The sequence below is a fragment of the Rufibacter psychrotolerans genome, assembly GCF_016924645.1.
Classification (GTDB): Bacteria; Bacteroidota; Bacteroidia; order Cytophagales; family Hymenobacteraceae; genus Nibribacter; species Nibribacter psychrotolerans.
In genome coordinates, this window is record NZ_JAFFJV010000001.1 from 94,428 (window position 1) to 118,379 (window position 23,952).

The following is a 23,952-nucleotide window of genomic DNA, read 5'->3' on the forward strand; positions in this document are numbered from 1 at the left end:
AGACCCCAAAACGCCCCCGCATCTGTAGTACCCAACCTTATCCTGCTTGAAAGACCTCTCCGTCATCATTGTCAATTACAACGTCAGCTATTTCCTGGAGCAGTGTCTGCTGTCGGTCAGGAAAGCCGCGCAGGGGCTGCAGGTAGAGGTGTTTGTGGTAGACAACAACTCGGTAGACGGGTCGGTGGAGATGGTGCGGCGGCGCTTCCCCGAGGTCATCCTGCTGGCCAACAAAGACAACCTGGGCTTCTCCAAGGCCAACAACCAGGCCATCCGGCAGGCGCAGGGCAAATACGTCTTGCTGCTCAACCCAGACACGGTGGTGGAGGAAGATACCTTTGTGGCGTGTTTCGGGTTTATGGAGGCGCATCCTAAGGCCGGTGCCCTGGGGGTAAAGATGATGGACGGCGCCGGGCAGTTCCTGCCGGAGTCCAAGCGCGGCTTGCCTACGCCCTGGGTGGCCTTCTGCAAGGTGTTCGGGTTGTCTGCCCTGTTTCCTACCTCCTCGCTGTTCAACCGCTACCACCTGGGGCATTTGTCTTCTGAGAAGATTCACCAGGTAGATATTCTGGCGGGCGCCTTCATGTTCATGCGCGCCGAGGCGCTGGAGAAAGTAGGGCTCCTGGACGAGAATTTCTTCATGTACGGCGAAGACATTGACCTTTCTTACCGCATCAAGGAAGGCGGCTACGAGGTCTACTACTTCCCCCAGACCCGCATCATCCACTACAAAGGCGAAAGCACCCGCAAGACCAGCGTGAACTACGTGTTCATGTTTTACCGCGCCATGATGGTCTTCGCCCGCAAGCACTTTAGCGGCCGGCAGGCCTGGCTCTACTCTTTCCTGATTCAGCTGGCCATTTACCTGCGGGCGGGCATTGCCATTCTGGCCCGGGCGGTGCAGCACGCGTTCCCCATTATGCTAGACGGCTTGTGCCTGGCCCTGGGCGTGCTGGTGGGGGAGAAGGTGGTGCCCAACCCGTTTTCTTTGGAGTTTTCGCCCATGTGGGCGGCCTACTTTGGGGTGTGGCTGGGAGCGGCCTACTTCAGCGGGGCCTATGACCGGCCCACCCGCCTGTACTGGCTGTTGCGGGGCATGCTGTGGGGCAGCATCCTGCTCATGGCCTTCTCCAGCGTGGTAGGCATTGTGGGCACCATCAACAAAAAGCACCTGCTGGTGGCGGTGTTGGTGGGCCTGGTGGGCATGACCGCCTGGCGCCTGCTCTGGCACTTTAGGCAGTACGGCCACTGGCGGTTTGGCGAGCAGAAAGCCAAGCGCATTGCGGTGGTGGGCAGCAGCAAGGAGGTAAAACGCGCCGCGCTGCTCCTGCGGCAGGCCGGGGCCCAGGAACCGGTAGCCCGCCTGGAGCCGCAGCACACCCCTGCCGACCTGCGCCAGATTCAGGAAGTGATCCAGATCTACAAGATCAATGAGCTCATCTTCTGCGGCAAAGACCTGGCCGTTTCGCAGATCATTGAGTGGATGGTGCAAATCCACAACCGGGCCGTGGAGTTCAAGATCCTGCCCGAGAACAGTGCCTACATCATCGGGAGCTCGTCAAAGAACGCCCCCGGCGACTACTATGCCCTGCACATTGAGGTAAACCTGCTCAACCCATACCACCAGCGCAACAAAGTGGTCTTGAACTCGCTGGTGAGCGCGCTCCTGCTCCTGGCTGCGCCGGTCCTGATCTGGCGCATCAGGGGAAAGAAACAGTTCCTCAAGAACTGCCTGGGCAACCTGGTGGGGCTGTACCAGTGGGTGGGCCTCAAAGCCACCGCCACCCCAGACGCCAAGCCCGCCATCCTTTCGCCGGTAGACAAAGTGAACAGTCAGCGAATCAGCCCTATGGCTGCCCGTCAGATAGAGGTGGTCTACGCCAAGGACTACACGCCCTATGATGATCTCACCATCCTGGCCCGGAACCTTGCCAAACTGGGCAGGCCGGCGCAACCCGTCCGGGTGCCCCATGCTGAGATGCCCGTCTTGCGGTAAGGCAGCGCAGGGGCAGCGGGAGAAGCAGGGCCCTGTTTCTTTAGTTTTTGGCAGGCCGGCGCGGGGCTTGAATAAGAGACTAATTAAATCTTGATGATTTCACTATAAAAACGGCAAAAGCTTCTAATTTTGGAGTTACACCGTTAGTCTTTTTAAGAGATGATTACTAGCCAACAAAAAACACTTTCAGACCGCATTACCTCCCTGGCCGAGTCTCAGACCATCGCCATGGCGAAGAAGGCCCGTGAGCTGGCCGCCAAAGGGGTGGATGTGATCAATTTGAGTTTCGGGGAGCCTGATTTCCAGACCCCGCAGTACATCAAAGACGCTGCCAAGAAAGCCATTGACGATGGCTATACCTTTTATACGCCGGTGGCCGGCTACCCCGAGCTGCGCAAAGCCATTGTAGAGAAACTGCGCCGCGACAACGGCCTGGAGTACGGCCCCGAGAACATTGTGGTGTCTACCGGCGCCAAGCAGTCCATCGCCAATGCCGTGATGTGCCTGGTAAACCCCGGCGATGAGGTGATCATTATCTCTCCGTACTGGGTGAGCTACGAGGAAGTGGTGAAACTGGCCGAGGGGATTCCAGTGCCCGTGCGCGGTTCCCTGGAGAACGACTACAAGATCACGGCCCAGCAACTGGAAGACGCCATTACAGCCAACACCAAACTGGTGATGTACTCTTCACCTTGTAACCCAACCGGTTCTGTGTTCACCAAGGAGGAACTGGCTGCTTTTGCCGCTATTCTGGAAAAACACCCGCAAATCCACGTCATCGCCGATGAGATTTATGAGTACATCAACTTCACCGGTGAGCACTACAGCCTGGCTCGTTTTGAGTCCATCAAAGACCGCGTGATCACCGTGAACGGCTTCTCCAAAGGATACGCCATGACCGGCTGGCGCGTAGGCTACATTGCGGCCCACAAAGACATTGCCGAAGCCTGCGACAAAATGCAGAGCCAGATCACCAGCGGTACCTGCTCTATTGCCCAGAAAGCCGCCCAAGGCGCGCTGGAAGGTGGCCGCGGTTCTGCCGAGGAAATGAGTGCGTCTTACCTGCGCCGCCGTGACCTGGTGCTGGGCCTGATGAAGGACATCCCGGGCATTAAAACCTACGTGCCGCAGGGCGCTTTCTACATCTTCCCGGATGTGAGCGAATTCTTCGGCAAGTCAACCGGCGACACCGTGATCCAGAACGCCAACGACCTGGCCATGTACCTGCTCAATGATGCGCACGTTTCTCTGGTGGAAGGTGGAGCCTTCGGGGCGCCGGAGTGTATCCGGTTCTCTTTTGCGGCCTCAGACGCCAAATTGATTGAGGCGCTGGAGCGAATTAAGGCTAGTTTGGCCAAACTGAGCTAAAAACGAGTCTCGCAAATTCTTACTAACTTTACCTTTGCATTGGATAAAATGCCCCGAAAACGGGTGTTTTATCCAATGTTTTGTTTCCAACCTATTCTCTCTCTCTGAATGCCCCTTCAGCAAACTGTCTCCGCGCTGTTCAGCCGTTTTAGCCAATTGAAAGTCTTGGTGGTAGGCGATGTCATGATTGATGCGTACCTCTGGGGAAAATCCACGCGCTTGTCGCCCGAGGCCCCGGTGCCCATTGTGAACCGCACCAAAACCGAGCAGCGCCTGGGCGGAGCCGCCAACGTGGCCCTGAACGTGCAGAGCCTGGGTGCCACCCCGCTTCTCTGCTCTGTTGTAGGTGATGACCAGGAAGGTGGTGATTTGATTAGACTGCTGCACGAGCAAGGCCAAACCGAAGAAGGCATCGTCCTGAGCCCCGACCGGCCCACCACCGTGAAGCAGCGCATCATCTCCGGCGGCCAGCAACTCCTCCGGATCGATTCCGAGGTGGAAACAGACCTGAACGAATGGGAGCGCGAAGCCCTGGTAGACCGGTTCAAACAGCTGCTGGAACAAGCCCACGTGGTCATCTTTGAGGACTACGACAAAGGCGTGCTGAGCGCCGAAGTGATTGCCGAACTCCTCACCCTTTCAAGGCAAGCCGGCGTACCCACCGTCATCGATCCCAAAAAGAAGAATTTCCTCTCCTACAAAGGCAGCACGCTGTTCAAGCCCAACCTGAAAGAACTCAAAGAAGGCCTGAAAGTAGATTTCGCTGAAAATAACCTGGAGGCGTTTGAAGCCGCCGTGAACCAACTGCAGGAAAAACTGGCGCTGGAGAATGTACTGGTGACCCTCTCAGAGCGCGGCGTGTTCTGCCAGTCGGCCCAGAAAACTAAAACCTACCTGGATGCCCACATCCGCACCATCTCAGACGTCTCCGGGGCGGGTGACACCGTGGTAAGCATCGCGGCGCTGAGTCTGGCGGTTGGCCTCCCGTTACCTGCTTTGGCCGAGTTGGCAAACTTAGGCGGTGGCTTGGTCTGCGAGCACGTAGGCGTAGTTCCTATTGACCGGGAGCGCCTGAAACAGGAGGCGCAGCAATCTAAAGTGTTGCAAAGAGAACTGGCTGCTTTTGAAGTGAAAGCGGAGTTGTAAGGGTCGTGAACAGGAGTGGGAGAGCCTGATGGCAATGTTTCTTTTACGGAGAAACCCGTTCCTTATTTGATTGGCAGAACTATTCCCCTCGCTCGCCTCCGGCGAGTGTGGGTTATGGGGCGGCGTCCCGCCGCTATGTGAATTATTAAACTTTCCCGCATTTCGGCCAGAGGCCGAAAAATAGCTCACACTCGCCGGAGGCGAGCGAGGGAAAAGTTCAAAAGAGACCAGGGCAAAACGGAGCTATAAAGCGGCTTTTGACTAGTTAACGCGAGCTTCTAATGCCCCATCTCCCATCTGCGAAACAGCGCGTAATTTCTCCTGCTCGCCAGAGGCGAGCGAGTAAACAGCTTACAAACCGAAACGGCCTCTTGCACCAAGTGCAAGAGGCCGTTTCGGTTATATTTTCAGGAAAACAGGTCAGAAACGCTTAGCGGGCGCTGTACTCTTTCACCGTCTGGATGAAGCATTTCACTTTCTCCGGATCAGTGTCTGGATACACGCCGTGGCCCAGGTTGGCGATGTGGCGGCCCGGCCCGAAGGCGTCCAGCATTTTGATGGTTTCCCGCTTCACGCCTTCAAACGAGTTGTAGAGGGCACAAGGGTCCAGGTTGCCTTGCAGCGTTTTAGTATCACCCACGGTGGCGCGGGCGTTTTTAATGTCCATGTTCCAGTCCAGCCCGATTACCTGGCAGTCCAGCTTCGCGAAATCCGCGAGGGAGAAGAAAGCGCCTTTTGCGAAAACGGTCACCGGCACGTCTGGCAGGGCCTGGCAGATCTCGGAGATATAGCGGTACGAGAATTCTTTGTAGTGCGCCGGAGGCAGAATACCCGCCCAGGAATCAAAGATCTGGATGAGGTTAGCGCCGGCTTCCACCTGGGCCTTCAGGTAAGCGATGGTGGTGTCTGTGATTTTGCGGAGCAGTTGGTGCGACAGCTCGGGAGCCTCGTAGAGCATTTTACGCGCTTTGGAGAACGTCTTGGAGCCGCTGCCTTCCACCATGTACGCGAAGATTGTCCACGGCGCGCCCGCAAACCCGATGAGCGGCACGCGTCCGTTCAACTCACGCTTGGTGACTTTGATAGCCTCCAGCACGTAGTTCAGGTGCTCATAGGGATCAGCTACGCGCACGTTTTCTACATCGGCGGCGGTTTTGATGGTGTTCGGGAACAAGGGACCGCGTTTCTCCACCATCTCATAGGTGCAGCCCATGGCCTCGGGCACTACCAGGATATCGGAGAAAATAATGGCGGCATCCACGTCCAGCAGGTCTACCGGCTGAATGGTTACCTCGGCGGCCAGTTCAGGGGTTTCCACCAGTTCCTTGAAACCGGAGAGACGCGCACGCACGGCGCGGTATTCCGGTAAAATGCGGCCTGCCTGGCGCATGAGCCACACAGGGGTTCGTTCGGTCGGCTGGCCCAGGGCGGCGCGCAGCAGCAAGTCGTTCTTTAATTGCATGGCGCAAAGATAAGGCAAAACAATGAAGTCCTGAGTCTTGAGTCTTGAGTTCTGAGTCAGAATTTAAGTAGAGCAGAAACGAATAACCTTGAAGTAGTTTTAGGCTTATTTTTGAAAAATCGGCTTAAAAACAGCTTGTTTCTTATTTGAACAGGGCCAGTAGCGCCGTCACAATGAAGCTCACGCCCAAAGACAGCACAATAAAACCCATGATCTTGGCCAGGGCGGCCAGGCCGGCTTTGCCCATGAACATCATGAGACGGGGCGAGAAAAGCAGGATGGTGTAGGTAACGGCTCCCAGCAGCACAATAGCCAGCACGGTCAGGCCCATGTCAATCACCGTCAGGGATTTGGTGAAAAGGCTGATGACCACCGCAATGGAGCCCGGCCCTGAGAGCAGCGGCATGGCCAACGGGGTGAAGGAAATGTCTTCTTTCTCCACGCCTTCGGCCACTACGTCTTTGGAAATTTTCTTGCCCTCCTCGGCTTTGGGGTTGAGCAGCTCAAAGCCTGCCCGCATGATCATGATGCCCCCGGCAATGCGCAAATCATGAATCCGGAGGCCGAAGAAGTCCAGCACGGCCTGCCCGGCCAGGAAGAACACCGTCAGGATCAGGATCATGTACACGCAGGCCCGCAGCGCTTGCTGGTTGCGGCGCTGGGTGGTGTCGTCTTGCGTGAGGGTCAGAAAGACCGGCATGGCCCCAAAGGGGTTCACCACCGAGAAAAGGGCCGAGAAGGTTGCTAACAGGATTTCCATTGCCGCCAAATTACAGAAATTCCCCACACCAGCTACGGCGGGGCAGAATAGAAGGCAGCGGCGTTAGGCCAGCACGCTGCCCATCAGGCTCCTGAGCTTGCCCCAGAAGCCGGTAGGCTGTTGCTTGGTAAACCGCGTGTACACCCGCTGCAACTGTACAATCTGGATGCGCTGGATGGCCTTCACCAGCCACTGGGCGGCTTGTTCGTGGCGCTCCAGGACCCCGTGCACCCCCGGCTGCCAAAAGCCCAGGACTTGTTTGGCGTCTGTGGTGGAGGTGAGCACGAAGATATGCGTGCGGTCCAGCTGGTTCACCAGGGTCTTCAGTAGCCTGGCGTCTGGCTCATACTGCAGACTGGCTTTGCCCCCCAGCACAATCAGTTCACGGGTAGAGTTGCGGGCCATGCCAAACTTGTCTTCAAACGCGGCATAACTGAGCGCCTGTACCTCAATGCGTTGCGAGTACAGGTTTTGCTTGTGTAAGGTCTGGGTAATGGTCTCAGCTAAAGTTTGGTCATCTTCCAGCAAGAGCAGGCGGTAAGAAGTAGTCATAGAAGAATGCAACGGGGTGTCAGCGCTGGTAGCCCTCAAAATCTTTGAAAATCTTATACTGCAGAAAAGGGAGCTTTTTCAAAGATGACAGATTTAAAAGAACGTAAGAGATGGCTAGTTATAGTAATTCTTAGGGGACTTCTACATATTAGATTTCAAATATAGAATAGTTGAGAAAATAATCCTTGTTCTGGGCCAAAAACTTGTAGCTTATCGGCATAACTGTGAGATTTGGGCTGTGAGCGGCGCCCGCGCGGAGCTGCATGGTTACATTTAAATAGCACAAATCTTACGTACTTCTTTTACAATGAACGCTATACGATTAGGCATATTAGGCGGGGGGCAACTGGGCCGCATGTTGCTGCAGGCCGGCATAGATTACAACCTCTATACCCTGGTCCTGGACCCCGATGAGCACGCGCCCTGCCGGCATCTCTGCGAGGAGTTTGTGCACGGTGACTTCAAGGATTATGACACGGTATATGCCTTCGGGAAGCGCTGTACCCACCTCACCATTGAGATTGAGCACGTGAACGTGGAGGCCTTGTTTGCTCTGGAGCAGGAGGGAGTGCAGGTATATCCTAAACCGGCCTCGTTGCGCACCATTCAGGACAAAGGGCTGCAGAAGGAGTTCTTTCAACAGCACTCCATCCCCACCGCCGACTTCAGGCTGCTGCAGGATTCTGCTGAACTGGAGGCCAACCTCGGCTTTCTGCCAGCTTTCCAGAAGCTGCGCAAAGGCGGCTATGATGGCAACGGCGTGACCCGTTTGACCTCAAAGGAAGACCTGGGCAAGGCGTTCCAGGCCCCAACCGTGCTGGAGAAACTGGTAGAGTTTGAAACGGAGATCTCGGTGATCTGCGCCCGCAACGTGCAGGGCGAGGTAAAGGCCTTTCCGGTGGTGGAGCAGGTCATGCACCCAGAGCACAACCTGGTAGATTACTTGCTGGCCCCGGCCCAGGTAGCCTATAAACTGCAGCGCATGGCCATTGAGATTGCCACCCACGTAACCACCGCCCTGGACATTGTAGGCTTGCTGGCCGTGGAAATGTTTGTGACCCCAGACGGGCAGATCCTGGTGAACGAGGTAGCGCCCCGGCCGCACAACAGTGGGCACCACACCATGAAAGCCAACGCCACCTCGCAGTTTGAGCAGCACCTGCGCGCCATTCTGGGGCTTCCCCTGGGCGACACAGAACCACATTGCCCGGCCGTGCTGGTGAACCTGTTGGGCGAGGCCGGCTACTCAGGCGAGGCCGTTTATGAAGGGCTGGCCGAGACTATTGGCGAACCCGGCGTGTACATTCACTTGTACGGCAAGAAATTTACCCGCCCGTTCCGCAAGATGGGGCACCTCACCGTGCTGGCGCCTACCGTTGAAGAAGTAAAACAAAAAGCAGATACCATCAAGAACCGCTTAAAAATCATTGCATGAGCCAATCACCTGAGAGAAATGCCCCCTTGGTAGGCATTATTATGGGCAGCCAGTCAGACCTGAAAGTGATGTCGGGCGCGGCCGATATTCTGGAGCAGCTGAACGTTCCGTTTGAAGTGACCATTGTGTCGGCGCACCGTACGCCGCACCGTATGCTGGAGTACGCCGAGGGCGCCCGGAAAAGGGGCCTGAAAGCCATTATCGCCGGCGCCGGTGGGGCGGCCCATTTGCCCGGCATGGTGGCCGCGCTAACCACGCTTCCGGTTATTGGGGTGCCCGTGAAATCCAGCAACTCCATTGACGGCTGGGACTCCATCCTGTCTATCCTGCAGATGCCGTCGGGGGTGCCGGTGGCTACCGTGGCCCTGAACGGTGCCACCAACGCTGGCTTGCTGGCCGCCCAGATCCTGGGCAGCACCAACGCCGTAGTGGCCGATGCCCTGGAAAGATACCGCGCCACCCAGCGCGACAAGGTGATGCGCTCTGTGGAGCAACTACACCGCGGCGATATAGAAATGGACTAATCCCTTGCAGACTTTACTGCCCATCCTCTCAACTGCCACGCCGGAATTTGCCCTGGCGTGGCAGTTGTATGAAGAGGCGTTCCCACCCGAAGAGCGCCGGAGCCTGGTGCAGCAGACCTCGCTGCTTACCAATCCCCGTTACCAGTTGTTCGCCCTTGAGCACCAACACGCCTTTGCGGGGTTGCTGTGCCTCTGGCAATTGCCCGGGTTTACGTTTCTGGAACATTTTGCCGTTTTGCAGCACTTGCGCGGCCAGGGTGTGGGGGCAGCGGTGTTACAGGCATTCCTAACTTCCTCAGAGGAGCCGGTCATCCTGGAAACAGAGCCGCCCACCACTCAGATCGCGGCGCGCCGCATCAGGTTTTATGAACGCGCCGGTTTCCACCTGAACCAGTTTGACTATTGGCAGCCTCCGTACAGCCCCCAGAAACCTTGGGTAGAACTGCGGTTGATGTCATACCCCCGGGCATTGGAGGCGGGTGTCCTGGAAAAGGTAAAACGCCAGGTATACCAGCACGTGTACGGGGTGGACCTGTAAGCCGGGAAGTCTGTCAGTCGCGGTAGCGCCACTCCAGCAGGTAACAGTACGCCATGACCAGGGCGCAGATGGAAAGCCCCACCGAGTTGCGGGCCTCCTCAATGGCGGCCAGGTTGTTACCGTCGTGCAACAGGCCGTGGTACACCGGGGGCCACATGAAGAAAGCGGCGGCGGCATACAGCAGAAACGCTGTCCCATACACCCACCGGAACAACTTGCGCTTATACGCCAGCCAGCACAGCACCGCCGCCGCCAGGTACACCGGCATCCAGATCAACCGGTTTTCGGCATTCCATTGTGACACGGCAAACAGCACGAACATGACCATGAACACCAGCAAAAGTAGGACACGCAGTTTCATGAGATGTGAACCAGGTTAATCATTGTTTTTCTTTTGGGTAGGGGTAGTTCTTCTTTACTACGTACAAAGGCAACTCTTTTCCATACAACCGGTATTTGAATAAGACTCCTTCTTTTCAACTGCCTATGAAGAACGCGTTACGCCTGTGTAGCTGGGGCCTACTCACGTTGCTGGCCTTTGGCTGCTATAAGATCAAAGGACATTACGGCGGACCCAAGATCTTTGACCCGCTCACCCGGGCCCTGCAGCCCCAGGACGTGGCCCTGCCGGCGGGCTACTCCATTACGCCCGTTGCCGCCAACCTCACGTACCCCACGGGCATTACGTTTGACGAGCAGGGCACCGCGTACGTGACTGAATCTGGGTACGCCTACGGCGAAGTCTGGTTGCCTCCCAAACTGCTGCGCCTGAACCCAGACGGAACCACCACCCAGATTGCGGCCGGCGACAAGAATGGTCCCTGGACCGGGGCCACGTACCACAACGGATTTTTCTACGTGTCTGAGGGCGGACAGCTGGAGGGCGGCCGTATCCTCAAAATCTCCCGCACCGGCGAGATAACCCGCCTGGTGGAAAACCTGCCCAGCCTGGGCGACCACCATACTGATGCCCCGGTGGTGGGGCAGGACGGCTACCTGTACTTCGGGCAGGGAACGGCCACCAACTCCGGGGTGGTAGGCACCGACAACTACCACTACGGGTGGCTTAAACGAAACCCCGCTTTCCATGACATTCCGTGCAAAGACATCACCCTGACGGGGCAAAACTTCACCACCTACAATCCCTTAACCGAGGACGACAAAGATGAGGTAACCACCGGGGCGTATCTGCCCTTCGGGACGGCCAGCACGCCCAACCAGACCATTAAAGGCGCCATTCCGTGTTCCGGGGCCATTTTCAGGGTGCCGGTACAGGGCGGTCCGCTGGAGCTGGTGGCCTGGGGCTTGCGTAATCCGTTCGGGCTGGCATTCTCCCCCAGCCACCAGCTCTACGTCACCGACAACGGCTACGATACCCGCGGCAGCAGGCCGGGCTACGGCACCGGAGATGTGCTGTGGGCGGTGCAACCGGGCCACTGGTACGGCTGGCCAGACTTTGCGGCCGGGCAGCCCATGGCCTCAGATGACTACAAGACCCCGCACGATGACCCTAAATTCCTGCTGGCCAGGCACCCGGGCACGCCTCCCAAGCCCGCCGCCATCCTGGGCGTGCATTCCTCGTCTAACGGGCTGGACTTTTCGCGCAGCGCCAGTTTCGGGCACGTGGGCGAGGCGTTTATTGCCCAGTTTGGCGATATGACGCCCGAAGTAGGGCACGCCTACGGTCCCGTGGGGTTCAAGGTGGTGCGGGTGAACCCGATGAACGGAGTGGTGGAAGATTTCGCGGTGAACAAAAGTAAGACCAACGGACCGGCTTCCATGATGAAAAACGGCGGGCTGGAGAGGCCCATTGCCGTGAAGTTTAACCCGGCCGGCACCGAGCTGTACGTGGTGGACTTTGGTATTATGCCCATGACCGAGCAAGGCCCCGCGCCCAAGCAGCAGACCGGCGTTGTCTGGAAAATCACTAAAACCGCTGCCAAATGAGAAAGCCAGGCCTTGACTCTAGAATTTTAAAGGGGCTGCTGGGCGGCCTCTGCCTGCTGGTGCTGGGCAGTTGCGGCTCGGCCCGGCGCAGCGAACCGCTGGTGGGCCCCCTGACCATTCAGACCCAGCAACTGGAAAACGGGCGCGTGGTGTTCATGCAGAACTGCCAGCGCTGCCACCCGCTGGGCGAGGCCGGCCTGGGGCCTTCCATCAACAACGTTCCCTTGCCCGGCATTGCCCTGCGGTACAGAATCCGGAGCAAATCCTTTTTTCTGGGCATCGGGCGCATGCCTTCCTTCAAAAAGCACGAAATCTCGCGCGACCAGATGGATGACCTGATTGTGTACCTCAAAGCGCTCCGCCGGCACAAGGGAGGCACTAAGGTAGCAGCGCAGCACCCCTGATTTTGGGCGATAAAAGGTATTGCTGTGAAATGGAAAGTTACCTGGGTTTGACCAGTCCCATAATACCAGGTGCATGGTGCTCAGTCGCTACCTAAGTAATCCTTAATTCACCTTTGTTCTACCGTTGAGCTTCTTCCGCTTACCTGCTTGTCCTGTACATTGTCAGCAATAGGCCTAGTGTTGGGCGTGGCATCCTTTACAACCCCACCGTTCGCCGGTGAAGCGCTCAAGGCGACATGTTTTAGATCTGACCGAACTCTCGCCTATCACTGCTAATGTAACAGGACTTGCCCACGTGACGCGGCTCAGGGAGGGCAAAACATCTCTGGTACTACTGGAATCTCTCCCCGGAGTAGTAGGGGCAGGTGAGTTCAATAAGCCTGGTTTACTCTAGCGGTCCATACTTCAGACCTTCCGCTTGATAAAGCGGCCTCTAGCAGTGCTTGCCGTTGCCTTGCCCAAGCCCAAGAGGTTTAACATTATCAAAGTTGATACCCTAGCGTAAAGTAAAGGGTTTTAAGGGGCGTATGAATGTTTTGGGAGGAAGAAAAACCATCCGTGAACTCAAACCTTCCTTCAAACAGAATTGGATGTTTAGGAATCTTGTGGAATGCAACCCCAGCTCCTACGGTAACTCCTTGGGTGAGTTTCCCAAAGGAATTGAAAACAGGGTTAATTTCTTCAGTAGTAAACTCTTTGTATGTTCTGGTTCTGGTATGCTTTTGCTTCTGTTTTAGAGCTACTCCTCCCACAATACCCGCATTAAAGAAAGGTCTTATTTCACCGGCAGGAAAACTATATTGCACCTGCAATGGAACCATCAGGTAGCTCAAATCAATCTGTACAAGGTTAGAGTAACTTGCGTGTAAATTCGGGTTGAATTCCTTATTCTCTCCGTCTCTGAAGTCCCTGTCAAAACTGGTTTGGCTAAACAGGGCACTTACTTTTAATGACAGTTTCTCATTGATGTTATTCAGGTTTAACCCATAGGCTATTCCAAAGACAGGGTTCAGGGCTGAGGTGTACTTGTGATTGGTGGTAACTTCTGAGGTACCCCCCTTGATGGTTAGGAATGAAAAGTTGGTACCTGCTACCAAACCAATTTTAAATTTTGGAGCCTTTGGTTGGTTAACAAAAACTTCTTGTCTGGGCTCTGCGCACAAGTTATAGGCTTTAGTAATGTCAATAAATTGTTTTAGGTTGAAAGCCAGTTTTTTGGTTTTAGCGGCTACCTCCCCACAGTCATAGAACGCTTTTGCGAAGGTTCTTCTGAAGACATGATCTGTGCCAAGGGCAGATGTCCCTTTGGAAGTAGTAGTGTTGAACGTCTTTACTTCCAATTCTGTGAAAGCTCCGTCTTTTATGAGAATGTACTTGTCTGTACCAATGTTGTCTCTATAGCTATAAAGACTAGCTTTTCCCTTTACTAACACTTGCAGAAAAAGGTGCTGAATTGAATCTTCACTTCCTATTTGCTGAGATTCATACTGCTCTCCATCAGCAAAGGCGTATGCTTCTATTTCCAAAGGTGAATAATCTGTAACAGCACTTTCTTCCGTTAATCTAAAAGATACCTTAGAGGCATTTCTAATTGCACCTCTTTTGTCTAGTTGCCCATGAATAGTATCATTTTTCTGGATAATGTAACCCGATTTAAAATTGCGTTGTGCAGAAGCAGAAATACAGATAAACAGGAGTAAAAAGGAGAGTAAGGTTTTTTTTTATAAAATTTTTGATAGTGAACAAATATAGAAAATTCCAATATACTGCAGATAGTAATATTTCAAAGGGTGAGTAGCGTATTTCTGTCGTAAATATTGTATTTCAAATAAGTGATGGCAGCACACATCTACCTCATCCGGCACGCCCGGCCCGTTCTTAACCGCAAAGGCCTGTTCAGCAAAGAGCAGGCCGCGCAGTACCTGAAAGACTACAACCTGGCCGAGGTAGAGCAAATCATTGAGCGGAGCGAACACCTGCCTCTGGAGTTAATCAGGAAAGTGTACTGCAGCACCTTGCCCCGCGCCAAAGCCACTGCCCGCCTGCTGTTTGGCCCGGAGGTGCAGTTGATAGAGGATGCCACGTTTGTGGAGTTTGAGAACCGCATTTGGGGGCTGCCATGGGGCCGGTTTCCGCTGCGCTGGTGGCAGGTCACGTCGCGCATCCTCTGGCTCCTGGGCCTCAACCAGAAAGACATAGAAAGCTTCCAGCAGGCCCGAAAAAGAGCCGACCAAGCGGCCGACAAGCTGGCCGCGGAAGCCGAAACCAACGGTTTGGCGGTGCTGGTGGCCCACGGTTTCCTGAATGAGTTCATCAAACGCTCGCTCCGGAAGAAAGGCTGGAAGGTGGTGCTGGACGGGGGCCGCAGGTACGTGGGCGTGACCCAACTCAGTAAGCAGTAGCGCCTGTTTTGGGCCTGTTTTCGGGTAAACGGGCCCAGAACGGCTGGCGGAGGTTTTCAGGAGGCGGTTACGGCCAGTTGCTGGTGGTTGGCGGCAACTTCCCTCTTTTCCAGCGCGGCTTTTCTGAGCGAGAAGAAATGGAGCGCGTAGGCCAGCGGCACCAGAAACGTGGGCAGAAACATCACCGGGAAAGAGACCATGACCTCGGCCCCGGGCGCTTGCTTGTAAACCTGGAACGGCGTGGGCAAAGAAAGCACGCCCGTGAGCACAATGTGGAGGAGCAGGCCCAAACCAGCCAGGTGGTAGAGCAAGGCCAGGCGCGGACGGTAGCGGGTACCCCCGTAGCACAGCACCGCAAAAAGGGGCCCGGCCAGGCCGGAGAGCACGTCCCAGTTGCGGCCTTCAAAGGTCATCCGCTCAGGCAGGGCATTGGCCAGGAACAACCACCACAGGAAAACCTCCACCGGAACCCGAAAGGCCTGCAGGTAGAGCAGCCCCCTGGCGGGCAAATGCCGGATGAACCCCTGCGTGCGGGGGTGAAACGTGAGTACCAGCACCGCTGCCAAGGGAGGCAGCAAGGCCGGAACCATGTTGAGCGGGGCCAGGGCGAAGTTGCCCATAAAGCCACTCAGGCTGAGAGCACTGGCAAAGGCCAGCCAACCCAGCAGCAGGGCCCCGATGATAATGGTCTTTCGGGCGGCTACGGCGGGTCCGAGGCCCAGGGAAAGAAACGTGCGGTACGCCCCCGCCACCACCAGCACGAGGCACACCAGGGGGAGGGCGGCAAACCCTCCCTGGGCTAGAAAAAGGAAGTCTGTTTTCATAACACAACAAATGGTTTCTACACGCCAAAGATGGGGGAAGCCGGGGCCAACCTGTTTGACAAAAATTGCTAATTTCTGGCAAGCCGGTACCGGGCGGGCGAGCAGCCCACTATTTTCCGGAAGGTGCGGCTAAACGCCGATACCTCTGGGTAACCGCAAAGCAGCGCCACTTCCCCCACCGGGAGCCGGGTTTTCTGCAGCAGGGGCAGGCTGCGCTCTATGCGGTGCTGCAGCAGAAACTGGTGGGGCGTGCGGCCGTGCACCTGGCTGAACGCCCGCAGAAAATGGAACTTAGACAAACAGGCCAGTTGGGCAAGTGCCTCCAGGGTGGGGGTTTGGTCAGGGTAGGCCAGCAGGTAATCGGTGGCCAGGGCGATGCGCTTAAACAGTTCGGCCCGGGCACTGGCTTTGGCCGCCGCAAGCTGGTTGCACCGCCGGTGCAGTTCCTGCTTTTGCTGTAACAAGGCGTGCAGCACAGGAACCAGGTGCTCCTGCAACTCCAGGGCCGTTGGCGGGGCCGCTGCGCCCAGGCGGTGGAGGCGGGCGAGGGCGGCATCCAGGGCGGGAGTTTTCCGTTGCAGCAGGTTGGGGAATTCTGAGGAGCCAGCCTCTAACGGAAGCGAGATAGGATTGTCCAGGAGCTGCGGGGCCGCGCTAATATGGGCTTTCACGAAGTCTTCCCAAAGGTCCTGGCCCAGGTGCAGGTTAAAGGTTTCTATCGGCTGGCCCGGGCTGTCAATGTCCAGGGTGTAGTGCTGGGCGCGGTTGGTCAGGAAAAAGCAGTCTGGCGGCACCGCCACTTTCTTGTTGCCGGCGCTCACGTAAGAAGTCCCGCTCAGGTTGGTGAACAGCGAGAAAGGCCCTTTGATGTCGGGGCGGTGGCACTGGGTAGCCTGGGTGTTCAGGATGACCAGGGGCCACTCAAACGCGGGCTGCGCCTGGCTTGGTGCGGCCGGCCCAGACGGGTCCCGAAAAGCGCTGTCGGCTCGTTCTTTCAGTTGCCGGTAATCAGGAAACTCTTTCAGGAACATTTTGGGGCTGTTTTCAGAAATGTAGCTGAAAATCAGGAAAGTTGAAAGAGGCAAACTCCGCAAACTGAGGGGAAGACAACCCCGTTTTCATGCTTTTTTTGAGAAAACCGGGCAGAAACGGGAGCCCCTTGCTAGAACGGAAACGCTTTTTTCTTCTTGGGTGCTTTTCGTACCGAGGAAGCGGTGTAGCCGCCCGCAAACAACCGCCCCAGGTTGATGTTTAGCTTCTCGGGCAAATCTGCCAGCGTATGGCAGTTGGTGTGCGCCAGGGCTTTCAGGGTCAGTTCCGCGCAGGCCCGGGAGTCGGCAGCGGCCCGGTGGTGATGGAACTTGATCTGGTGCTGGTTGCAAAGCGACTTCAAATCATACTGCGGCAGGCCCTGCCACACCTGTTTGCAGAACTGCACGCTACAGGCGTACTGCAGCTCGGGGAAGGGCAGGCGGTAGGTGGTAAGGGTGGCCCGGAGCACGCTCATGTCAAAGCTGGCGTTGTGGGCAATGATCAACTGATTCTGCAGCAGGGGCCCAAGTTCCTGCCAGACCTGGTCAAACGAGGGGCTGTTCTTTACATCCTGCGGTTTAATGCCATGGATGCTGATGTTCATGCCGTTGAAGTACGGGTAAGATTTCGGTTTGATAAGCCAGGCCTGGGTGCCCACAATCTGCCCGTTCTGCACAAACGTCAAGCCAATCTCACAGGGGCTGTCCCGCTCTGGGGTGGCTGTCTCAAAATCTAGGGTAATAAAATCCATGCGGGTGCTGCTTTGCGTTGGGGCCGCAAGTTACAACCGTTTTGGAAGACTGGGCTCAATTTCCGGAAGGACTTGGGTGGGGAACATGGAGTGCCTGCGTTTTGGGGCCTTTTCAAGAGAAATGGGCCCAAAACGGGAGAAGCGGCAAAATGACCGGCGTTTGCTGTTCGGTTAGGTAACGCCAGCCTCGGCTTGGGGCCGCACGTGCCAGGTGTGCGTTTGCGGAAGAAAAATAAAAAAGCCACTCTTTTTTAGAGTGGCCTTAGGTGCTGGTGTTGGGCCCTTACCTGAGCCCAATGGGATTAGCTACCCTTTTAAAATCCAGATCAAGATAATCCGCAGCAGACAAGGCCTCTTCTAACGATTTACGCCCTTCTTGTTTGATAGGGTATAAACATCCTTCTTCATCCAATAACGCAACTGGGCTAACTTCTGGTAGCACTTTCAGGGTGGTTTTTGCCAGTACCAAGCTTTCCTCTTCTAAAAAGGCGGGGGTACCGTTTCGGGAGTAGATGGCGTAATGCATAGACGTTTTTCCGTAAGCTCTTTTTTACGGGCACGTAAGCCATTGGTTGTCAGAATGGAGGAGGTGCGTTGATTTTTTTAGTAACGACCTTTGCCGTACGAAAGGGGGCGGGAGAGAAGCCATGCCGCTCTCCCGCAGGTACCGGCCGCTCGTTCCAGGCCCTACTTACCGGCGCGGAAACAGGATGTCCAGAATGGCACGCCCCATTGAACCCGAACGGCGTTTTTCCTCGGTGCGCCAGTCGTACTCAGCGTCATAGGCGCGGTCCTCGTGCAGGATAAAGGCACAGTGTTCTACCTCTCTTGATGCAAAAAAAAGCCCCTCCGCTAAACGGAGGGGCTTTACAACTAAACCTAATTGTATTGATTATTTTACTTCTTCGTAGTCCACGTCAGTGACGTTGTCACCGGCAGGTTGACCTGCGCCTTGTCCGTTAGAACCTGGCTGTCCGGCTCCACCGAAACCGGCGTCAGGGCCTGGCTGTCCGGCTCCGCCCGTGGCGGCGTACATCTCCTGAGAGGCCGCCTGCCAGGCGTTGTTGATGCTTTCCATGGCGCTGTCAATAGCGGCGATGTCTTTCGACTCGTGCGCTTTCTTCAGGTCGGCCAGGGCACCTTCAATGGCAGTTTTGTTGCCGGCAGACAGTTTGTCGCCGTACTCTTTCAGCTGCTTCTCGGTCTGGAAAATCATAGAGTCCGCTTGGTTCACTTTCTCTACTTGCTCTTTGGCTACGCGGTCAGCTTCGGCGTTGGCCTCCGCCTCTTTGCGCATGCGCTCGATTTCCTGCTCAGACAAGCCAGAAGAAGCCTCGATTCTGATTTTCTGCTCCTTGCCAGTTCCTTTGTCTTTGGCAGACACGTGCAGGATACCGTTGGCGTCAATATCAAAGGTTACTTCAATCTGCGGAACGCCGCGTGGTGCTGGTGGAATGTCTGACAAGTGGAAACGACCGATGGTGCGGTTGTCGCGGGCCATGGGGCGCTCACCCTGCAATACGTGGATCTCCACACTTGGCTGGTTGTCAGAAGCCGTTGAGAAGGTCTCAGACTTCTTGGTTGGGATAGTCGTGTTGGCCTCAATCAACTTGGTCATCACACCACCCATGGTCTCAATACCCAGAGAAAGCGGCGTTACGTCAAGCAACAACACGTCTTTCACTTCACCAGTCAATACACCACCCTGGATAGCAGCACCAATCGCTACTACCTCATCTGGGTTCACCCCTTTAGATGGTTTCTTACCGAAGAATTTCTCTACTTCTTCCTGGATTCTTGGGATACGGGTAGAACCACCCACCAGGATCACTTCGTCAATGTCAGATGGCTGCAGGCCAGCGTCTTGTAACGCCTTGCGCACCGGCTCCATGGAACGACGTACCAGGTCATCAGCTAACTGCTCAAACTTGGCTCTTGACAGTCTGCGCACCAAGTGTTTAGGACCAGTCTGCGTAGCGGTGATGTAAGGCAGGTTGATTTCGGTCTCAGAAGAAGAGGAAAGCTCAATCTTTGCTTTCTCAGCGGCTTCTTTCAAGCGCTGCAGGGCCATTGGGTCTGTGCGCAGGTCCATGCCTTCTTCGGCTTTGAACTCATCGGCCAGCCAGTTGATGATCACTTGGTCAAAGTCGTCACCGCCCAGGTGGGTGTCACCGTTGGTAGACAATACTTCAAACACACCGTCGCCCAACTCCAGGATGGATATATCGAAGGTACCACCTCCTAAGTCGTACACGGCAATTTTCTGATCAGCGTGTTTTTTATCCAGGCCGTAGGCCAGGGCAGCGGCCGTTGGCTCGTTGATGATACGTTTTACATCAAGGCCGGCAATCTGTCCGGCTTCTTTGGTAGCCTGACGTTGCGCGTCGTTGAAATAGGCAGGCACGGTGATCACGGCCTCGGTCACGGTAGTGCCCAGGTAATCTTCCGCGGTCTGCTTCATTTTCTGCAACACCATGGCAGAGATTTCCTGCGGCGTGAACTGGCGGTCGCCAATCTGCACGCGCACGGTGTTGTTGCTGCCAGACACCACGTTGTAAGAAACGTGGGAGGTTTCGTCTTTTACTTCAGAGAAGCCGCGGCCCATGAAACGCTTGATGGACGCGATGGTATTTTGTGGGTTGGTGATAGCTTGACGCTTGGCAGGATCCCCTACTTTACGCTCACCGTTCCCGTTGTCCAGGAAAGCCACGATGGACGGCGTAGTCCGACGGCCCTCGCTGTTCGGAATTACCACCGGTTCGTTCCCTTCCATTACGGATACGCAAGAGTTGGTAGTTCCTAAGTCAATGCCTATGATTTTTCCCATTGCTATAGTTTTATTTAAGTAGTTTCTGAATCAAACTTGTTTGCTCTCTCTTTAACAAGACATGTGCCAAGGCTTTTTTCTATGCCATTTGTGACACAATGTCATTTGCAACCAGAAAGATAAGTTTAGCTATACGAACAATTGGCGGAGGGTGTCAGGTAAGAATGCGTTTTTGACTTGTTTTTTGGAAAGGAGGGCTAAAATGGAGGGCTGTGTTTCTTCCAAAGCGGTGGTTTGAGCAAGGCTGTCTTGTCCTGCCCTGCACCCATAACCGGCGATGCCTTACTGCTTTTTCTTGGTTTCTCCTGGGGCTTCGGCAAAGCTACCCGTTTGCCAAGGCCGGGCTACCCGGGCCAAATGATAGGCCCACCCGGGGGAAAATGCCAGTTAAGTGGGGTTATGGTTCTGTTAAATATTCCCTTCTCTACCTCTTGTTTCCTAATGTTCACTTAAGCTTGGTTAAACATTCAGGTAAAACCAGTGCTCTAGCTTTGCACCAGAATTTTATACCCCCATGCTGGAGCAAAGGAATCAAAAAGCCCTGGAGCCTTGTAAGTACCCCCTCAGAATGGCAGGTATCCGCCCCTGCCGCGCTACCCTCCTCACGCATACGGTGGCTGCACCCTGGCCCCAAGCAAGGGAGCAACATCTCCAATTTGGGGGCAGGGCCTACATGCCAAGCCAGTAAGTTTCTGCCAATCCCAGACCTCAACCGAAAACCATTTACCCATTACCATAGCTTAGCAATGAAATCAAAACTACCAGTTAAAAGCAAAGAAGGCTCCAAGACAGGGTACTCGCTCCTGTTTCTGGCCATGCTTGGCTTAGCCCCCTTCCATGGTTTTGCGAAAGGCCCGGAGTTTCCGGTCTCAAAGACCGCTTTTTCTGACGCCGTACCGCGTGCCAGGCAGAGCAGAGCCATCTCTGGGCAGGTAAAGAACTCGGCTGGAGAGCCGCTGCCCGGCGTTTCTGTATCGCTGAAAGGCACTACCACCGGCACATTGACCGATGCGGAGGGCCGGTTCTCGCTCAACGTGGCTGGGGTAGGGGAACCCGTACTGGTTATCACCTACATTGGCTACCTCAAACAGGAGGTGGCGGTAGGCAGCCAGAACTTTGTGTCCGTTTCCCTGGCCGAAGATACCCAGGCGCTGGATGAGGTGGTAGTGGTAGGATATGGCGTGCAGGAAAAAGTAAATGTAACAGGGGCCGTGGAGGTGATTGACGCTGAAGCCCTTGAAAACCGGCCTCTCACCAATGCCGCGTCGGCTTTGCAGGGCCTGGCCCCGGGTTTGACGGCGGTAAGTTCTTCGGGCTTTCCTGGTGCTTCAGGTGCCAGCCTGCGCATTAGGGGTATCGGCACGCTCAACAACTCCAACCCTTTCATAGTAGTTGACGGTATTCCGGACGTAGACATCAACTCCCTTAATCCGGATGATATTGAGAGCGTTTCTGTGCTGAAAGACGCCGCCTCAGCCTCTATCTATGGATCTCGCGCGGCCAACGGGGTTATCCTGATCACCACTAAGAGCGGAAAGTCCAATCAACAACCCACCCTCAGTTACAATGGGTATTATGGGGTGCAAACCCCAACTGCGTTGCCTAAAATGGTGGGCTCTGCTGAGTACATGGAAATGCTCAATGAGTCGCAGCGGAACGTGAACCTTCCCATCACCTATAAAGACGAGCAGATAAAAGTTGCCAGGGAGGGAACAGACCCTAATTACTTTGCCAATACCAACTGGTCTGAGGAACTCTTCAAGGACTACGCCCCGCAGCAAAACCACAATGTAAGCCTCAACGGCGGCACTGCTGACCTGAACTACTATGCTTCTTATGGCCGGCTAGATCAAAAAGGGCTAGTGGTGGGCGACCAGTACTGGGCTTCCCGTAATAATGCCAGGTTACGTTTAAACTCGCAAAAGCTGTTAGGCTTTCTGGACCTTGACTTGAATCTGAACTATATAGACCGGGAGCAAAACCAACCCGCCGGCGGTACTGATCACGATACAGGGCCTATCTATACCACCTTTACCATGTCTCCTCTAGACCCGGTTAGGTTCAGCAACGGGAAATGGGGATACGGTGGGGGATCCAGCAACCCCGTCGCCATCGCCACAGACGGAGGTTTCAATAACTTCAACTCCCAGGAATTTTACGGCAACCTGGCCGGTACCGTGCACATACTTAAGAACCTGAGCTTGCGGGGGCAGTATGGCATGAATGCCATGAACCAATTACGCTCCACGTTCTCACGCAAGATTGACTACTTCTATCCTGAGACTGGGGCGTTCTGGTACAGCAACATGCTCGCCAATCAGCTGGAGAACCGTGACTACAAACAACGCAAGGAGTTATTGTCTGGCCTGCTGAACTATGACACCCACCTAGGCGACCATGGCATTAAGGTACTGTTGGGCTACCAGCAGGAGGAATTCAGGTATGACAGTTGGGCTGCCTCTAAACTGGGGTTTGTGAGTGATGCTGTGCCGGTGCTCAACCTGGGTAGCGACGACCCGCGGGCCTCTGGCGATGCGTACCAGTGGGCGCTTAGGTCTTACTTTGGAAGAATCAATTACAGCTACAAAGAGAAGTATCTGCTGGAAGCGAACGCCCGCTACGATGGTTCTTCCCGGTATCTTCCATCCAAACGGTATGGGTTTTTCCCTTCAGCCTCGGTGGGTTGGAGGTTCACCCAGGAGAACTTTATCCAGAACAGCGGAGCACTCTCCTGGCTGAGCGAAGGAAAGATAAGAGCCTCTTACGGTGATCTGGGCGGGCAGTACGGCGCCAATGGGCCTGCTTATTCAGAGTGGTACCCATACATCAATGTGCTTACTGCTTTGACTACCATGCCAATTGGCAATCAGCTTACCACCAGTCTGGCGCAGCAGATCCTGGCCAACCCCGATCTGGAGTGGGAGACTGCCAGTATAGCCAACCTTGGGGTTGACCTGAGCTTCCTGAATAACCGGCTAACGTTCACCGGTGATCTGTTTGACCGCCGCACCAAGAACATTCAGCTAAAGGTGCCGCAGCCTGATATTCTGGGCCTGGAGGTGCCGGACCAGAATGCGGGTGAAGTGTCCAACAAAGGATGGGAGGTGAGCCTGGGATGGCGTGAGGCCAAAAATGATTTCCGCTACGGAATAACCGCCCAGCTTTCTGATGTGAGAAATGAAGTAGTTAACCTGGGAGGAGCGCCCCCTACCATAGGGAACACCATCCGGCAGGTAGGATACCCCATTGATGCGTACTATGGGTATAGAACGGACGGATTAGCCCAGATGGAAGACTTTAGGGTAGATGAGAATGGTGCCATGATTCCTTTGTTCCCCATCTTTGACGCTGATAAGAACAAGGTAGGCCCCGGCGACATCAAGTTTGTGGACCTGGACGGCGACGGCAAAATCACGGCAGATAAAGACCGCACCGTGATAGGGCATGCTTTTCCTCGCTATACTTATTCCCTAAGGGGAGACTTTGCCTACAAGGCATTTGATTTTTCCTTCTTTTTACAAGGAGTGGGCAAAGCAAATGGCTACCTAACCGGTTCTGGTATCCATACTTTCCACGTGAATGGTGCATTTCCGCAGGAGGTACACCGCGACCGCTGGACGCCTGAGAACACCGATGCCTGGTACCCTCGCTTCACCTATTCTGATACCCGCAACTCCACCATGCGCATGTCAGATTACTGGCTGCAGGATGCCGCCTACCTCCGCGTGAAAAATGTGCAGGTAGGGTATACCCTTCCTAATCACCTGATCAGCAAACTACGCATTGACCACCTCAGAATCTACATGTCTGCTGAGAACCTGTTTACCAAGACAGACTACTTCTACGCCTATGATCCTGAGACGGCAGGGTTGGGGGGAGCCGCTACCAACGGTGGTATGTACCCGCAGGTGAAAACCTTCATTGTGGGCCTTAACCTAAGGTTCAAGTAATAGAAGCTGGTTGGTGCGCCAGGGCCGGATAGGA

At 55.2% G+C, this 23,952-nt stretch carries 20 protein-coding genes; 10 read left to right on the forward strand and 10 right to left on the reverse strand.

Annotated elements, in window-relative coordinates:
* The first annotated feature begins 46 nt into the window (after window positions 1–46).
* From JT718_RS00430 to JT718_RS00440, 3 genes are all read left to right on the forward strand, one after another.
* Entirely contained in the window at window positions 47–1,996 is a 1,950-nt protein-coding gene (locus JT718_RS00430; RefSeq protein ID WP_205499699.1) for a glycosyltransferase family 2 protein, read from the forward strand.
* Window positions 1,997–2,155: 159 nt separating this feature from the next.
* Complete coding sequence (locus JT718_RS00435) at window positions 2,156–3,364, forward strand: pyridoxal phosphate-dependent aminotransferase (protein WP_205499700.1); 1,209 nt, start codon at window positions 2,156–2,158, stop codon at window positions 3,362–3,364.
* Window positions 3,365–3,472: 108 nt separating this feature from the next.
* Window positions 3,473–4,510, forward strand: a complete 1,038-nt coding sequence (locus JT718_RS00440) for a bifunctional heptose 7-phosphate kinase/heptose 1-phosphate adenyltransferase (RefSeq protein ID WP_205499701.1) — start codon at window positions 3,473–3,475, stop codon at window positions 4,508–4,510.
* 430 nt (window positions 4,511–4,940) lie between these two features.
* Here the strand turns inward: JT718_RS00440 and hemE are convergent, their stop codons facing one another.
* The 3 genes from hemE to JT718_RS00455 form a co-directional block, all read right to left on the reverse strand.
* Window positions 4,941–5,972 carry a uroporphyrinogen decarboxylase gene (gene hemE, locus JT718_RS00445; protein WP_205499702.1) on the reverse strand — a complete coding sequence of 344 codons (1,032 nt, stop codon included), beginning with the start codon at window positions 5,970–5,972 and terminating at the stop codon, window positions 4,941–4,943.
* A 142-nt stretch (window positions 5,973–6,114) separates the two neighbouring features.
* Window positions 6,115–6,732 (reverse strand): MarC family protein, encoded by a 618-nt coding sequence (locus JT718_RS00450; RefSeq protein WP_205499703.1) that lies wholly within the window; start codon window positions 6,730–6,732, stop codon window positions 6,115–6,117.
* A 63-nt stretch (window positions 6,733–6,795) separates the two neighbouring features.
* Window positions 6,796–7,284 carry a hypothetical protein gene (locus JT718_RS00455; protein ID WP_205499704.1) on the reverse strand — a complete coding sequence of 163 codons (489 nt, stop codon included), beginning with the start codon at window positions 7,282–7,284 and terminating at the stop codon, window positions 6,796–6,798.
* Window positions 7,285–7,591: 307 nt separating this feature from the next.
* Here JT718_RS00455 and JT718_RS00460 point away from each other — a divergent pair, with 307 nt between their 5' ends.
* The 3 genes from JT718_RS00460 to JT718_RS00470 are packed head-to-tail and all read left to right on the forward strand — an operon-like array spanning window position 7,592 to window position 9,781.
* Entirely contained in the window at window positions 7,592–8,719 is a 1,128-nt protein-coding gene (locus tag JT718_RS00460) for a 5-(carboxyamino)imidazole ribonucleotide synthase (RefSeq protein ID WP_205499705.1), read from the forward strand.
* Entirely contained in the window at window positions 8,716–9,243 is a 528-nt protein-coding gene (purE, locus tag JT718_RS00465; protein ID WP_205499706.1) for a 5-(carboxyamino)imidazole ribonucleotide mutase, read from the forward strand. The genes JT718_RS00460 and purE overlap by 4 nt, the downstream gene beginning before the upstream one ends.
* Window positions 9,244–9,247: 4 nt before the next feature.
* On the forward strand, window positions 9,248–9,781 hold the full coding sequence (locus JT718_RS00470; RefSeq protein ID WP_205499707.1) for a GNAT family N-acetyltransferase: 534 nt from the start codon (window positions 9,248–9,250) through the stop codon (window positions 9,779–9,781).
* Between the two features lie 13 nt (window positions 9,782–9,794).
* Here JT718_RS00470 and JT718_RS00475 read toward each other — a convergent pair whose 3' ends face one another.
* The gene (locus JT718_RS00475) at window positions 9,795–10,142 is read right to left on the reverse strand and encodes a transmembrane 220 family protein (protein ID WP_205499708.1); all 348 of its coding nucleotides are present in this window, start codon (window positions 10,140–10,142) and stop codon (window positions 9,795–9,797) included.
* A 125-nt stretch (window positions 10,143–10,267) separates the two neighbouring features.
* Between JT718_RS00475 and JT718_RS00480 the strand changes: the two genes are divergently transcribed.
* Together JT718_RS00480 and JT718_RS00485 are read left to right on the forward strand one after the other, a co-directional pair.
* A complete protein-coding gene (locus tag JT718_RS00480; RefSeq protein ID WP_205499709.1) occupies window positions 10,268–11,728 on the forward strand; it encodes a PQQ-dependent sugar dehydrogenase in 1,461 nt (486 codons plus the stop codon).
* On the forward strand, window positions 11,725–12,132 hold the full coding sequence (locus tag JT718_RS00485; protein WP_205499710.1) for a c-type cytochrome: 408 nt from the start codon (window positions 11,725–11,727) through the stop codon (window positions 12,130–12,132). The genes JT718_RS00480 and JT718_RS00485 overlap by 4 nt, the downstream gene beginning before the upstream one ends.
* A 482-nt stretch (window positions 12,133–12,614) precedes the next feature.
* Here the strand turns inward: JT718_RS00485 and JT718_RS00490 are convergent, their stop codons facing one another.
* Window positions 12,615–13,658, reverse strand: coding sequence for a porin family protein (locus JT718_RS00490; RefSeq protein ID WP_205499711.1), 1,044 nt, complete (start codon window positions 13,656–13,658; stop codon window positions 12,615–12,617).
* Window positions 13,659–13,967: 309 nt separating this feature from the next.
* On the opposite strand from JT718_RS00490, the gene JT718_RS00495 reads away from it, so the two are divergent.
* A complete protein-coding gene (locus tag JT718_RS00495; RefSeq protein WP_205499712.1) occupies window positions 13,968–14,534 on the forward strand; it encodes a histidine phosphatase family protein in 567 nt (188 codons plus the stop codon).
* 56 nt (window positions 14,535–14,590) lie between these two features.
* On the opposite strand, the gene JT718_RS00500 is transcribed toward JT718_RS00495, so the two are convergent.
* The 5 genes from JT718_RS00500 to dnaK form a co-directional block, all read right to left on the reverse strand.
* On the reverse strand, window positions 14,591–15,358 hold the full coding sequence (locus JT718_RS00500) for a DUF8737 domain-containing protein (protein WP_205499713.1): 768 nt from the start codon (window positions 15,356–15,358) through the stop codon (window positions 14,591–14,593).
* A gap of 68 nt (window positions 15,359–15,426) precedes the next feature.
* Window positions 15,427–16,389, reverse strand: a complete 963-nt coding sequence (locus tag JT718_RS00505; RefSeq protein WP_205499714.1) for a helix-turn-helix transcriptional regulator — start codon at window positions 16,387–16,389, stop codon at window positions 15,427–15,429.
* Window positions 16,390–16,520: 131 nt separating this feature from the next.
* Window positions 16,521–17,141, reverse strand: coding sequence for a 3'-5' exonuclease (locus tag JT718_RS00510; protein ID WP_205499715.1), 621 nt, complete (start codon window positions 17,139–17,141; stop codon window positions 16,521–16,523).
* 283 nt (window positions 17,142–17,424) lie between these two features.
* Window positions 17,425–17,667 carry a hypothetical protein gene (locus JT718_RS00515; RefSeq protein WP_205499716.1) on the reverse strand — a complete coding sequence of 81 codons (243 nt, stop codon included), beginning with the start codon at window positions 17,665–17,667 and terminating at the stop codon, window positions 17,425–17,427.
* A gap of 366 nt (window positions 17,668–18,033) precedes the next feature.
* Window positions 18,034–19,968, reverse strand: coding sequence for a molecular chaperone DnaK (gene dnaK, locus JT718_RS00520; RefSeq protein WP_205499717.1), 1,935 nt, complete (start codon window positions 19,966–19,968; stop codon window positions 18,034–18,036).
* 746 nt (window positions 19,969–20,714) lie between these two features.
* On the opposite strand from dnaK, the gene JT718_RS00525 reads away from it, so the two are divergent.
* On the forward strand, window positions 20,715–23,918 hold the full coding sequence (locus JT718_RS00525; RefSeq protein ID WP_205499718.1) for a SusC/RagA family TonB-linked outer membrane protein: 3,204 nt from the start codon (window positions 20,715–20,717) through the stop codon (window positions 23,916–23,918).
* The last annotated feature ends 34 nt before the right edge of the window (window positions 23,919–23,952 follow it).